Source organism: Duganella sp. GW821-FHT07G03, assembly GCF_059418605.1.
Genome location: NZ_JBWKQE010000001.1, coordinates 681713 through 694184 on the forward strand (window position 1 = coordinate 681713; position 12472 = coordinate 694184).

General features: G+C 62.9%; 12 protein-coding genes. 5 read left to right on the top strand and 7 right to left on the bottom strand.

Annotated features, from left to right (window positions below):
* Nucleotides 1–3: 3 nt before the first annotated feature.
* From iscA to AC07OK_RS03145, 7 genes are all read right to left on the bottom strand, one after another.
* Nucleotides 4–327: an iron-sulfur cluster assembly protein IscA gene (gene iscA, locus AC07OK_RS03115; RefSeq protein WP_056160441.1), complete on the bottom strand. Its 324-nt coding sequence runs from the start codon at nt 325–327 to the stop codon at nt 4–6.
* A gap of 48 nt (nt 328–375) precedes the next feature.
* A complete protein-coding gene (gene iscU / locus AC07OK_RS03120) occupies nt 376–765 on the bottom strand; it encodes a Fe-S cluster assembly scaffold IscU (protein ID WP_020702063.1) in 390 nt (129 codons plus the stop codon).
* Nucleotides 766–798: 33 nt separating this feature from the next.
* On the bottom strand, nt 799–2055 hold the full coding sequence (locus AC07OK_RS03125; protein WP_494688906.1) for an IscS subfamily cysteine desulfurase: 1257 nt from the start codon (nt 2053–2055) through the stop codon (nt 799–801).
* 26 nt (nt 2056–2081) lie between these two features.
* Nucleotides 2082–2558 (bottom strand): Fe-S cluster assembly transcriptional regulator IscR, encoded by a 477-nt coding sequence (gene iscR / locus AC07OK_RS03130; protein ID WP_494688907.1) that lies wholly within the window; start codon nt 2556–2558, stop codon nt 2082–2084.
* 213 nt (nt 2559–2771) lie between these two features.
* Entirely contained in the window at nt 2772–3884 is a 1113-nt protein-coding gene (locus AC07OK_RS03135) for a PEP-CTERM sorting domain-containing protein (protein ID WP_494688908.1), read from the bottom strand.
* Between the two features lie 116 nt (nt 3885–4000).
* A complete protein-coding gene (locus AC07OK_RS03140) occupies nt 4001–4777 on the bottom strand; it encodes a uracil-DNA glycosylase family protein (protein WP_494688909.1) in 777 nt (258 codons plus the stop codon).
* Nucleotides 4778–4854: 77 nt separating this feature from the next.
* Nucleotides 4855–6186 (bottom strand): glucoamylase family protein, encoded by a 1332-nt coding sequence (locus AC07OK_RS03145; protein WP_494688910.1) that lies wholly within the window; start codon nt 6184–6186, stop codon nt 4855–4857.
* A 182-nt stretch (nt 6187–6368) separates the two neighbouring features.
* On the opposite strand from AC07OK_RS03145, the gene AC07OK_RS03150 reads away from it, so the two are divergent.
* The 5 genes from AC07OK_RS03150 to AC07OK_RS03170 all read left to right on the top strand — a co-directional run bounded on the left by AC07OK_RS03150 (nt 6369) and on the right by AC07OK_RS03170 (nt 12456).
* On the top strand, nt 6369–7589 hold the full coding sequence (locus tag AC07OK_RS03150; RefSeq protein ID WP_494688911.1) for an efflux RND transporter periplasmic adaptor subunit: 1221 nt from the start codon (nt 6369–6371) through the stop codon (nt 7587–7589).
* Nucleotides 7589–8287, top strand: coding sequence for an ABC transporter ATP-binding protein (locus AC07OK_RS03155; protein ID WP_217944259.1), 699 nt, complete (start codon nt 7589–7591; stop codon nt 8285–8287). Before AC07OK_RS03150 ends, AC07OK_RS03155 begins: the two co-directional genes overlap by 1 nt.
* 4 nt (nt 8288–8291) lie before the next feature.
* Entirely contained in the window at nt 8292–9449 is a 1158-nt protein-coding gene (locus AC07OK_RS03160; RefSeq protein ID WP_494688912.1) for an ABC transporter permease, read from the top strand.
* Between the two features lie 10 nt (nt 9450–9459).
* Entirely contained in the window at nt 9460–10626 is a 1167-nt protein-coding gene (locus tag AC07OK_RS03165; RefSeq protein WP_494688913.1) for an ABC transporter permease, read from the top strand.
* A gap of 93 nt (nt 10627–10719) precedes the next feature.
* Nucleotides 10720–12456 (top strand): diguanylate cyclase, encoded by a 1737-nt coding sequence (locus tag AC07OK_RS03170; protein WP_494688914.1) that lies wholly within the window; start codon nt 10720–10722, stop codon nt 12454–12456.
* The last annotated feature ends 16 nt before the right edge of the window (nt 12457–12472 follow it).

Consider the following 12472-nt stretch of genomic DNA (forward strand, 5'->3'; position numbering starts at 1 on the left):
TTATCAGATGCGGAAGCTTTCGCCGCAACCGCAAGCGTCTTTCTCGTTCGGGTTATGGAACTTGAAGCCTTCGTTCAAGCCTTCGCGCGCGAAATCGAGCTCGGTGCCGTCGATGTACGGCAGGCTTTTCGGATCGACGAATACCTTGACGCCGTGCGACTCAAAGACGCTGTCCTCGTCGGCGATTTCGTCCACATATTCCAGCTTGTAGGCCAGGCCCGAGCAGCCGGTGGTGCGCACGCCAAAACGCAAACCGACGCCTTTACCACGGCGTTCGATGTAGCGGTTGATATGCTTGGCTGCTTTTTCGGTCAGGGTGATTGCCATTTGATTCTCCGTACCGGCGACGACCTGCGTCGCCGGTGTAAAACAGACTTAGGCCGCGACTGGGTGCTTGGTCTGGTAGTCCAGTACCGCTGCCTTGATGGCGTCTTCCGCCAGGATCGAGCAGTGGATTTTTACCGGCGGCAGCGCCAGTTCTTCAGCGATCTGGGTATTCTTGATGGCCAGCGCCTGGTCCAGCGTCTTGCCCTTGACCCATTCGGTCACCAGCGAGCTGGAAGCGATGGCCGAACCGCAGCCGTAGGTCTTGAACTTCGCATCTTCGATCAGGCCATCGGCGCCGACCTTGATTTGCAGCTTCATCACGTCGCCGCAAGCCGGTGCACCGACCATGCCGGTGCCAACGCTGTCATCGCCCTTTTCGAACGCGCCAACGTTGCGTGGATTTTCGTAGTGGTCCAACACTTTTTCCGAGTAAGCCATTTGGTGCTCCTGTATTTTCTGTATCTTTAAAAATTAGTGGGCTGCCCATTGGATCGAGCTGATGTCGATGCCTTCTTTGAACATGTCCCACAGTGGCGACAGCTCACGCAGTTTGTGTACCTTGGACTTCATCAGGTTGATGGCGAAGTCGATGTCCTCTTCGGTGGTGAAGCGGCCGATGGTGAAACGGATCGAGCTGTGCGCCAGCTCGTCGCTGCGACCCAGCGCGCGCAGCACATACGATGGCTCCAGCGAAGCCGAGGTGCAGGCCGAACCGGACGACACGGCCAGGTCTTTCACGGCCATGATCAGCGACTCGCCTTCGACGTAGTTGAAGCTGACGTTCAGGTTGTGCGGCACACGGTGTTCCATGTCGCCGTTGATGTAGGTTTCTTCGATCTCTTGCAGGCCCTTGGCCAGGCGGTCGCGCAGACCCTTGATGCGGGTGATCTCGCTGTCCATTTCCACTTTGGCCAGGCGGAAGGCTTCGCCCATGCCGACAATCTGGTGGGTAGGCAGGGTGCCGGAGCGCAGGCCGCGCTCGTGGCCGCCGCCGTGCATTTGCGCTTCGATGCGCACGCGCGGTTTGCGGCAGACGTACAGCGCGCCCACGCCCTTAGGGCCGTAGGTTTTGTGCGCGGTGAAGGTCATCAGGTCGACCTTGGTTTTTTGCAGGTCGATCACCAGCTTGCCGGTCGCTTGCGCGGCGTCGCAGTGGAAGATGATGCCTTTCGAGCGGCACAGCGCGCCGATTTCGTCGATCGGCTGGATCACGCCGATTTCGTTATTGACCAGCATGACGGAGACCAGGATGGTGTCCGGACGGATCGCGGCGGTCAGCTGCTCGATGGTGATCAGGCCGTTGTCCTGCGGTTCCAGGTAGGTCGCCTCAAAGCCCTGGCGTTCCAGTTCGCGCACCGTGTCCAGCACTGCCTTGTGCTCGGTCTTGACGGTGATGATGTGCTTGCCCTTGGTCTTGTAGAACTGGGCCGCACCCTTGATCGCCAGGTTGTTCGATTCGGTGGCGCCGGAGGTCCAGATGATTTCGCGCGGGTCGGCGTTGACCAGGGCGGCGACATGCGCACGCGCCTCTTCCACTGCCTTTTCCGCCGTCCAGCCGTACATGTGGCTGCGCGATGCCGGATTGCCGAACTGCTCGCGCAGGTAAGGAATCATCATGTCGGCGACGCGTGGATCGATCGGCGTGGTGGCCGAGTAGTCCATGTAGATCGGGAAATGCGGGGCGGTCTGGAACTTCACTGGCGCGATGTTTTTTTCAGGGGCGTTCATCTGGGTTACTCCGTTATTTAGTTCTCTTAACCAAGCGCGGCGTGGTTACGGTGCATCACGACCACGTTTTGTTCAGCATTCTTTTGCTTCTGTTGATCGACCAGATCCTGCAGCGACACGGAATCCAGGTAATCCACCATTTTTTCGTTCAGCGTGGCCCACAGTTCGTGGGTCATGCAGCGCGTGCCGCTGGCGGCGTCCGCGCCGTGGCAATTTTCCTTGCCGCCGCACTGGGTCGCATCGAGCGGCTCATCGACGGCGATGATGATGTCGGCCACGGTGACCTTGTCGGCGCGGCGCGCCAGACTGTAGCCGCCGCCCGGGCCGCGGATCGATTCGACGATCTCATGGCGGCGCAGCTTGCCGAACAACTGTTCCAGGTAGGACAGCGAAATGGCCTGGCGCTGGCTGATGCCCGACAGCGTGACCGGGCCTTTGCCTTGGCGCAAAGCCAGATCGATCATCGCAGTCACAGCAAAACGGCCTTTGGTGGTCAGACGCATCACTACCTCGGTTCAACTGGGTTAAAATATCGACCTTGTCGCCAGTCACAAAGACTGATTACTTGATCGATTTAGTCAAGTATACCAAACTTTAACAAAGTTTGCCGGCGCCACTGAATTGCCAGCGATGGCCAAACGCCGGCGCCCAAATGACAAACGCCCCGGTAACCATACCGGGGCGTTCGAGACTAATGCCTGCGTGGCAGGCGGTGGTCAGGCGGTGCGGCGACGACGCGCGATGGCCCCCACGAACGCCAGGCCGGCCAGCAGCATGGCGTAGGCTTCCGGCTCGGGCACCGCGCTCGCGGTCAGCAGATATGCCCGGCTTTCCCAGTTCCGGTTCGCGACGTTGGAGAGTTCCGAGATAATATCACCGCGATCATTGATGCCATTCGCCGAAGTGATCCGCCAACCGCTGTTATAGAGGTCACGGTCAAGAAACTGATTGAGATTGATGCCGGTCGAACCTGTCCACAGCACCCCGTAATTGTTGCTGCCGGCAGTCGCGGCACCGACAATCCAGCCAGAGTTATTGATGTCGGAGGCGGAGCTATAGAAGGTGCCGGCTTCGGGGGCCTTCAGCACCGTCAACTTGCCGTCCGCAGACCACAGTTGAGCATGCAGTTTTTCATCATGGTCCATTCCGAACCCGACCGCTTGCCCCGCATTGTTCACTGCATTGGCATACGTGGCAAGGTCGCCTCTGGCAATTTCCAGCGTGGACACTTGATCGCCCTTCCATACTGTGGCGCGGGCATCGTAATAGGCGCCATAGGAAACGGAGCCAACAATCACACCATGATCATTGATGTCGGTTGCCATCGACTCAACAACGTATGGTATTGAGGCCAACGCCTTTCCCACGCCGTTTTCCCATTTATATGCATGGCTGTTGGCGTATCCGACAACGACATCGTGGTTATTGATTGCATAGGCGCCAGCTGCATTACCCGCCAACACCGTCATGCCCTTGCTATCCCAGATGACCGCCGTATGCGTCGCCTCATCTCCACTTGAACCGATGGCGCCGACGACACGGCCCGCAGCGTTAATCCCGCTGGCACGGCTGAAGCCGTTCAGTTGCGGCGTCAGATCGGTGAACTTGGCGGTGCCGCCATCCCACGTGGATGCGTGCCGGGCACGATCGCCCGTAGTGGCCTGCGCATACCCGGCGATTTGCAGATTGTCGTTGATGCGGACCGCGGAGTTCTTGCTTTGCAAGTCGCCCGCGTCGAGCAGTTTTCCCGTGTAGTTGAGCGCATGACTGGCCTGCGTCGTAGCGAGCAACGTCAACATTGCGGCCAAATGAAGTGAAGTGCGTTTCATAAATGCTCCATGAAGTAGTAAAAAGAGTAATACTTATCGTAATTACAATTGATGTTATCATGGAATCATTGTTATATTTGGTTTATTTTTTTATATCCAGACTTGCATAAGGACAGCTAGCTGAGCAGCAGCCGCATCGGGCCGAACAAGGCGTGCATGTCTCGGTTGGCGATAAAGCTCAGATTGTAAGGATGCTCAGCGGCTATTTGCGGAAACCTCTTGATTATCGGCAATTTATTGAGTTGCTCGGCAAGCTTCCCCCACAGGACCAAGGTCGGGGTGGAAGCGGCTTCCGCCGCCAGGCCCGCCATGACGGTCTCGAAGAATGGTTGCCAGGCCTTGGCGTCCGTGGCCGGGGCCACATGGCCACGGAAGACGAGCGAGGCGTTCAACAGCAGAAAGCCATGGGCGGTAAGCTTTTCCTGCATGGCGGCCAGCGTTTGGATCATCGCGCCCTCGCCGCTGCGCGCACGGGCGGCGACGGCGGCCATCGCTTCGCCGGCGGTGTTGTCCAGCGACAGCTGGCCGTCCGCCACCAGCAGCATCTTCATGAAGTTGCGCAGCGAGGTGGCTTTGTTGACCGGCTTGGACAGGCCGCCGCCCCGCTCTTCCGACCACAGGCTGCCGACGGCGCCGTCCATGAAGCACACGCCGGTGGCGCTCTCGGCGCGCGGATACGGGCCTTCGCCGACCAAGACGTAGCGCACCTTATCCAGCGGCAGCGCGAAGGCTGCGAATAGGCGCTGTTCGGTCGGCAGGTACTGGTCGTTGGCCAACTGCGGCAGGTAGTCGGGCGTGGCGGCCATCATGGCCTCCAGCCCTTGCACCAGCAATGGACGCCAGGAAGCGTCTGCGCGCGTCAGCGCATCGAGGATGGCAGTCGGGATCGTCATGAGGGAAAAGCGTTCGGGGAAAGGCGAGATTGTATCGCCGAACGGCGCCGCAGCCCAATATTTACATGGCGGCGCACTCATGCATCCAGCCACCCGCCGATGAAGCCGGCGCCGCGCAGGCCGGCTCGCAGGTAGCTGTTCTTGCGCAGCAGGCTCCAGGGGAAATCGTTTAGATGGTTTTCCACCATGATGACCGTAGGTCCTTCGTTGATGCCGAAATGGTAGGGCGACACCCAGCGCCGGCAGCCCTTCTCGCACAGGTGGAAAATCGTCGAGAACGACGCCTTGAAGCCATACGGATTGCTCTCGCACAGCTGCAGGTCTTGAAAGTAGGCGATGCTGGGCAGCACGATCTCCGGCGCGAACGGCAACGAGGCCGCCACCGCCCACGGCGCCACAGTGCCGTCGTCCGGGCCATACGGCGCACCCCGCCCCACGTAGTCGTAGAACTTGCGCTGCACGCCGCCGATCTTCCGGGTGGCGGGACCGGGGCCGTCGCTGGCGGTGATGCCCCAGCACAGCTCCCCATAATCGGGAAAGCCGAGCGGATTCTCGATCGCATAGCGCTGCTGCACATAGGTCGCGCGGCGGCTGTTCTCGAAATAGTCCAGGTCGTGCTTGCGCATGAAGTCATCGCGGATGCCGCGCAGGTCCAGCCAGATATGCGACATCTGGTGGATGAACAAGGGACCACCATACAGGTAATCGATGCCGTACACCGTTTTCCATTCGTAGGTGCTGGCCCAGGCGTCGTAGCTGTCGCGGCCGATCGGATGGGTCGGCGAGCCCAGCGCCAACACGTACAGGATCAGCGCCTCGTCGTAGCCTTCCCAGTGCCAGCGCAGGAATCCCCTCTCCGGCTTCCAGCCGTGACAGAGCAGCGCATTGCGGCGCCGCATCCATTGCCAATCCACACGCCGGTACAACATGTGCGCCAGTTCGCGGATCTCGCGTTCGCCGGGCGACTCGTCGCTGAAGTACTCGGCCGCCGTCAGCATGCCGGCGATCAGCAGCGCGGTGTCGATGCTGGACAGCTCGCACTTCCACGCCCTCGCCCCGCTCTCCATGTCGAGGAAGTGGTAATAGAAACCCTTGTGGCCGGTGGCGCCGGGCGCGTTGCTTTGCTCGCTGTTGGCAAAGAAACGCAAGGTGGTCAGCGTGCGCAACACGGCCTCGCCGCGCGGCATGCAGCCGCGCTCGACGCCTATCGTGTAGGCGGTCAGCGCCATGCCGACGGCGGCGATGCTGGCCGGCCAGCCCGGCTCGGTCTTGTCGCGGATCAAGCCGTTGGTCGGGTTGGTCTCGTGGATGAAGTATTCAAAGGAATTCTTTTGCATCTCCGTCAGCAACTTCAGCGACGCGGCATCGACGGTAGCGGGAGGGCGCTGTACATGCGGCATGGTGGTCATAGCGGGCCCGGCAAATCCGAAAGCCCCATGGTGTCACAGGCGCCCGCCAGCGTATGTACCTCACCGCACGAACTGCACCGGAGGCGTCATGGATTGCAGCAAATCAACTTGCGGTAATCTTAATTTTCCCTCACTATTTGCTGAATTTCTTGTTAACTTTTCTGCTATCCTGCGAGGCTCTTGTGGCGACTCCCGACATCTCTCGGCTTAAAATAGAGCGCGGCGCTCCCGCGCAAGTTCAAGGGCAGCGTTTCAAACGCCGCCGCTGGATCAAGATCGCCGTGGTGGTGATCGTCATCGGCGTCGGCGGCAAGGTCGCCATGGGCCAGTTCGGCGGCAAGACCAGCGTGGAAACCGTGACCGTGGCGCAGACCTATCCGGCGCAGAGCTACACCCTGCTCAACGCCACCGGCTACGTGGTGGCGCAGCGCAAGGCGGCGCTGTCGTCCAAGGCCACCGGCCGGCTGGAGTGGCTGGGCGTGCTCGAAGGCAGCAAGGTCAAGAAGGACGAAGTGATCGCGCGGCTGGAAAACCGCGACGTCAGCGCCTCGCTGGGCCTGGCGCAGGCCAACATCAAGGTGGCGCAGGCCAACCTGGAGCAAGGCCAGGCCGAACTGCTGGACGCGCAGGCCAACTTCAAGCGCACCGCCGAGCTGCTCAACCAGAAGTTCATCACCGCCTCCGCCTACGACACCGCGCAGGCGCGGCTGACCAAGGCCAGGGCCAATATCTCCGGCTACAACGCCGGCATCGCCGCCGCCAGGGCCAACGCGCAGTCGGCGCAAGTGGCGCTGGACCAGACGGTGATACGGGCGCCGTTCGACGGCGTGATCCTGACCAAGAGCGCCAACGTCGGCGACAACATCACGCCCTTCTCGTCCGCCGCCGACAGCAAAGGCGCGGTCGTCACCATCGCCGACATGGACACGCTGGAGGTGGAGGCCGACGTCTCCGAATCGAACCTCAGCAAGATCCGCGTCGACCAGCCGACCGAAATCCTGCTCGACGCATTCCCCGAACTGCACCTGGCCGGCACCGTCTCGCGCATGGTGCCGACCATGGACCGTAGCAAGGCGACCTTGCTGGTCAAGGTGCGCTTCATCGACCGCGATCCGCGCGTGCTGCCGGACATGAGCGCCAAGGTGGCCTTCCTGTCGAAGGCCGTGCCGCCGGAGGACAAGCAGGCCGTCACCGCCGTGCAGGCGAGCGCCCTCGCCACGCGCGACGGCAAGACCGTGGTGTTCGTGGTCGAAGCCGACAAGGTCAGGCAGGTCGCCGTCACCCAGGGCCGCAAGATCGGCGAACTGGTCGAACTCAAAGGCGTCAAGCCCGGCGACAAGCTGGTGATGTCGCCGGACGCCAAGCTGCACGACGGCGCCGCGGTCAGCCTGGCGAAGAAATAATGAGCGAACCACTGGTACTGATAGAACACCTGGTCAAGTCCTACCGCCGCGGCGACCAGGTGGTGGAGGTGCTGCGCGATATCAGCCTGGCGATACCGGCCGGCGATTTCACCGCGCTGATGGGCCCTTCCGGCTCCGGCAAAAGCACGCTGCTCAACCTCATCGCCGGCATCGACAAGCCGGACCGCGGCGTGCTGCGCATCGACGGCCTCGATATCGCCGGCATGGGCGAGACCGACCTGGCGCGCTGGCGCGCCACCAACGTCGGCTTCATCTTCCAGTTCTACAACCTGATGCCGGTGCTGTCGGCGTTTGAGAACGTCGAACTGCCGCTGCTGCTCACGCCCCTGTCGCGGCGCGAACGGCGCGAGCGCGTCGAGCTGACCTTGGAGATGGTCAACCTGGCCGACCGCATGGACCACACGCCGAACGAACTGTCCGGCGGCCAGCAGCAGCGCGTGGCCATCGCCCGCGCCATCGTCAGCGACCCGACGCTGATCGTGGCCGACGAGCCGACCGGCGACCTGGATCGCAATTCCGCCAGCGAGATCCTGGCCCTGCTCCAGCAGCTGAACCAGCAGTTGGGCAAGACCATCATCATGGTCACGCACGACGCCAACGCGGCGGCGCAGGCGCGCACCATGGTCCATCTCGAAAAAGGCGAATTGATCGCCGGCGAACCGGCCATTACGGCCTAGCACCATGTACACGCTGCGGCTGATCTTCAAGAACTCCATGCGCCACAAGCTGCGCACCTCGCTGACCATCCTCGGCCTGGTGGTGGCGATCTTTTCCTTCGGCCTGCTGCAAACGGTGGTCGACGCGTGGTACGCCGGCGCCGAGGGCGCGTCCAACACCACGCTGGTCACGCGCAACAAGACCTCGCTGGTGTTCCCGCTGCCGCTGTCCTACCAGGCGCGCATCCGCGCGGTGCGGGGCGTGTCCGGCGTCGGCTTCGCCAACTGGTTCCAGGGCACCTACAAGGATCCGAAGAACTTCTTCGCGCAGTTCGCCATCTCCGGCGAGAGCTACCTGAACATCTATCCCGACTACCTGCTGCCTGCGGAAGACCGCGCCGCCTTCCTCAAGGACCGCAAGGGCTGCATCGTCGGCCGCAAGCTGGCCGACCAATACGGCTTCAAGGTCGGCGACATCATTCCGCTCAAGGGCACCATCTACCCCGGCAACTGGGAGCTGGTAGTGCGCGGCATCTACGACGGCAAGCAAAGCACCACCAATACCGCCACCCTGTTCTTCCATTGGGACTACGTCAACGAGACTGTGAAGAAGACCATGCCGCGCCGCGCCAACCAGATCGGCGTGTACGTGGTGCAGATCGACCAGCCGGAAAACGCCGCCGCCATTTCCGCCGCCGTCGACAAGGAGTTCGCCAACTCGCTGGCCGAGACGCTGACCGAGACCGAGAAGGCGTTCCAGCTGGGCTTCGTCTCGATGTCCGAGGCGATCGTGGTGGCGATCCGCGTGGTGTCGTTCGTGGTCATCATCATTATCGCGGCGGTGATGGCCAACACCATGGCCATGAGCGCGCGCGAGCGCCTGGGCGAGTACGCCACCTTGAAGGCGCTCGGCTTCGGCCCCGGCTTCCTGACGCTGATGATACTGGGCGAATCGCTGCTGCTGTCGGCGTTCGGCGCGGCGATCGGCATCGTCATCCTGTTCCCGTTCGCGGCCTTCCTCGGCAAGGTGATGGGCACCATGTTCCCGGTGTTTGAAGTGTCGCAGCTGACGGTGGTCCAGCAGGTGCTGGCGGCGCTGGCCATCGGCGCCGTCGCCGCCATCGCGCCGACGATACGCGCGGTGCGCATCAACATCGTCGATGGACTGCGGAGTATTGGATGATGAATCTGCTATGAAAATCCCACTTTCCTACGTCGCCCGCAACCTGTGGGCCCGCCGCCTGACCACCGCGCTGACCGGCGGCGGCCTGGCGCTGGTGGTGTTCGTGTTCGCCACGGTGCTGATGCTCGACGAAGGCCTGCGCAACACCATGGTCACCACCGGCGAATACGACAACGTGATCCTGATCCGCCGCTCGGCCGACACCGAGGTGCAGAGCGGCGTGGACCGCACCCAGGCCAGCGTGGCCTCCAGCCACCCGGCCATCGCGCTGGGCGCCGACGGCCAGCCCTTGCTGTCGAAGGAAACGGTGGTGCTCATTTCGCTCAACAAGCGCGGCTCGGCCAAGCCGTCCAACGTCATCATCCGCGGCATCTCGCAGCGCGGGCTGATGCTGCGGCCGCAGGTCAAGCTGACGGCGGGCCGCATGTTCCGCCCGGGCGCTTCCGAGATCATCGCCGGCGCCAGCATCGCGCGCCGCTTCGAGGGCGCCGGCATCGGCGAGACGCTGCGCTTCGGCCAGCGCGAGTGGACCGTGGTCGGCCTGTTCGACGCCGGCAACAGCGGCTTCGATTCCGAGATCTGGGGCGACGCCGACCAGCTGATGCCGGCCTTCCGCCGCAACGCCTATTCGGCCATGGTGCTGCGCCTGGCCGACACCTCGCTGTTCGACGGCTTCAAGAAGGACATCGAAGCCGACCAGCGCCTGACGCTGGACGCCAAGCGCGAACAGAGCTTCTACTCCGACCAGTCGAAGGCGCTGTCCACCTTCATCAGCGTGCTGGGGCTGATCCTGTCGATCATCTTCTCGATCGGCGCGATGATAGGCGCCACCATCACCATGTACGCCTCGGTCGCCAACCGCGTCGGCGAGATCGGCACCTTGCGGGCATTGGGCTTCCAGCGCCGCAGCATCCTGGCCGCATTCCTGGCCGAGTCGATGCTGCTGGCGGTGCTGGGCGGCGCGCTGGGCCTGGCCTGCGCCTCGCTGATGCAGTTCCTGTCCTTCTCGACCACCAATTTCCAGTCCTTCTCCGAGCTGGCCTTCGGCTTCCGCCTGACGCCGGCGATCGTGGTCAAAACGCTCATGTTTTCGCTGGCGATGGGCATGGTGGGCGGCTTCCTGCCGGCGTTGCGCGCGTCCCGCATGAAAATCGTCGACGCCTTGCGCGCTGCATGAGCAACGGCACCCCAAACCGCACCGCTCCAGCAACAATAGTAAAAGAAAGCATGCTAGACTTGCCTGAATGCAAATTTCGCCGGATACGCCATTTTGCCTTCGGAGTCACTGCCGACCATGCCGCACAAGGATTACCCACCTGCCGCGCACGGAACCGGGCCGCGCCAACTCTGGCGCCGGCTACTACTTTGCTGCGCCCTGCTGATGTCGATGCTGGCGACGCCCACATGGGCTGCCGGCGAGCGCAAGGTGCTGGTGCTGTATTCGCTGGGCTCCGACTCCGCGTCGGCCTGGCAGCGCCTGATCCACAAGGGCTTGACGGCCGAACTGGCCGATAAAAACCTGACCTCCGCGCTAGGTATTTTCGAAGAACGCTTCGACGCCGTGCGCGTCGGCGACGAGCAGGCGCAGGCCGGCATGGAGCAGTACCTGCGCACCAAGTACGCCCACATCCAGTTCGACGCCATCATCACCGAGAACTACGTGGCGGCGCGCTTCCTCAGCGAGCGTCCCAACCTGTTCCGCGGCGTGCCGCGCCACTACGTCAACCACGGACGCCTGGCCTGGACGCCGTCCGACGGCATCGCCTACCAGGTCCACGCGGATTTCGAACGCGCCATCGGCATCATCCCGCAAGTGGCGCCGGATGTGCGGCACATTGTGGTCATCGGCGACAGCACGGAACGCATGCAGGAATCGGTGGTCGGCGTGCGTCAGGCGGCCGCCAACTACAACAAGCAGATGCGCTTCGAATACTGGGATCAACTCAGCTACGACCAGATGTTCCGCCAGGCCGCGCTGCTGCGGCCCGGCAGCGCCATCTTCCTGCTGCCCACCTACCACGACGTCAGCGGCGCGCGGCGCCGGCCTGTGGACATCGCGCGCCAGCTGGCAGCCACCACGCAGGTGCCGGTGTTCACCAACTGGGAGGCCATCGTGGTGCCCGGCGTGGTCGGCGGCTACGTGGTCAGCGCCGAACGCATAGGCCGCGCCATCGCCGCCATCCTGATGCAGCAGAAGCCCGATATCGCCGGCATACCCGGCTACCTGTTCGACTATGGCGCGGTGCAGCGCTTCCATTTGCAGAACATTCCGCCGACGGCGCAGTGGCTCAACCGCCCGCGCAGCGTGTTCGAGCAATACCTGTGGCAGATACTGGCCGGCGCCACCTTGATCGTGCTGCAAGGGATCTTGATCTCGGCGCTGATCGTCGCGCTGCGCGGACGCCGCCAGACCCTGTCCGCGCTGCACGATGAACGCAACCAGCTGGAAGCGCGGGTGCTGCAACGCACGCTGGAGCTGATGGTCGCCAACACCAAGCTGGAACAGCTGGCCACCACCGATCCGCTGACCGGCATCGGCAACCGCCGCCGCATAACGGAACAGATCAACAAGGAGCTCGAACGCAGCCGCCGCTTCAAGCATCCGCTGTCGCTGCTGATGGTCGACATCGACCACTTCAAGAACGTCAACGACATCTACGGCCACGAGGCCGGCGACCGCGCCATCGTGGCGGTGGCCAGGGCGCTGGCGGGCGGCATGCGCAATATCGACATGGCGTCGCGCTTCGGCGGCGAGGAGTTCGTGCTGCTGATGCCGGAGACCGATATCGACGTCGCCAGCTGCGCCGCCGAGCGGCTGCGCAGCGACGTCGCCGACCTGCGCATCGAGGGCGACAACGGTGAGCTGATCGCGCTCACCGTCAGCATCGGCGTGGCGGCATCGACGCCGGAGGGGGCGCCGGACAGCGCCTCCTCGCTGATCTCGCGCGCGGACAAGGCGCTGTACCAGGCCAAGCACGAAGGGCGCGACCGGGTGATCAGCGCCTGACCTTGCGGCGCGCGTG

What these genes read in the sequence shown, in the direction of transcription:
- iscA (WP_056160441.1), bottom strand. Translation starts at nt 327, where the DNA reads ATGGCAATCACCCTGACCGAAAAAGCAGCCAAGCATATCAACCGCTAC.
- iscU (WP_020702063.1), bottom strand. Translation starts at nt 765, where the DNA reads ATGGCTTACTCGGAAAAAGTGTTGGACCACTACGAAAATCCACGCAAC.
- AC07OK_RS03125 (WP_494688906.1), bottom strand. Translation starts at nt 2,055, where the DNA reads ATGAACGCCCCTGAAAAAAACATCGCGCCAGTGAAGTTCCAGACCGCC.
- iscR (WP_494688907.1), bottom strand. Translation starts at nt 2,558, where the DNA reads ATGCGTCTGACCACCAAAGGCCGTTTTGCTGTGACTGCGATGATCGAT.
- AC07OK_RS03135 (WP_494688908.1), bottom strand. Translation starts at nt 3,884, where the DNA reads ATGAAACGCACTTCACTTCATTTGGCCGCAATGTTGACGTTGCTCGCT.
- AC07OK_RS03140 (WP_494688909.1), bottom strand. Translation starts at nt 4,777, where the DNA reads ATGACGATCCCGACTGCCATCCTCGATGCGCTGACGCGCGCAGACGCT.
- AC07OK_RS03145 (WP_494688910.1), bottom strand. Translation starts at nt 6,186, where the DNA reads ATGACCACCATGCCGCATGTACAGCGCCCTCCCGCTACCGTCGATGCC.
- AC07OK_RS03155 (WP_217944259.1), top strand. Translation starts at nt 7,589, where the DNA reads ATGAGCGAACCACTGGTACTGATAGAACACCTGGTCAAGTCCTACCGC.
- AC07OK_RS03160 (WP_494688912.1), top strand. Translation starts at nt 8,292, where the DNA reads ATGTACACGCTGCGGCTGATCTTCAAGAACTCCATGCGCCACAAGCTG.
- AC07OK_RS03165 (WP_494688913.1), top strand. Translation starts at nt 9,460, where the DNA reads ATGAAAATCCCACTTTCCTACGTCGCCCGCAACCTGTGGGCCCGCCGC.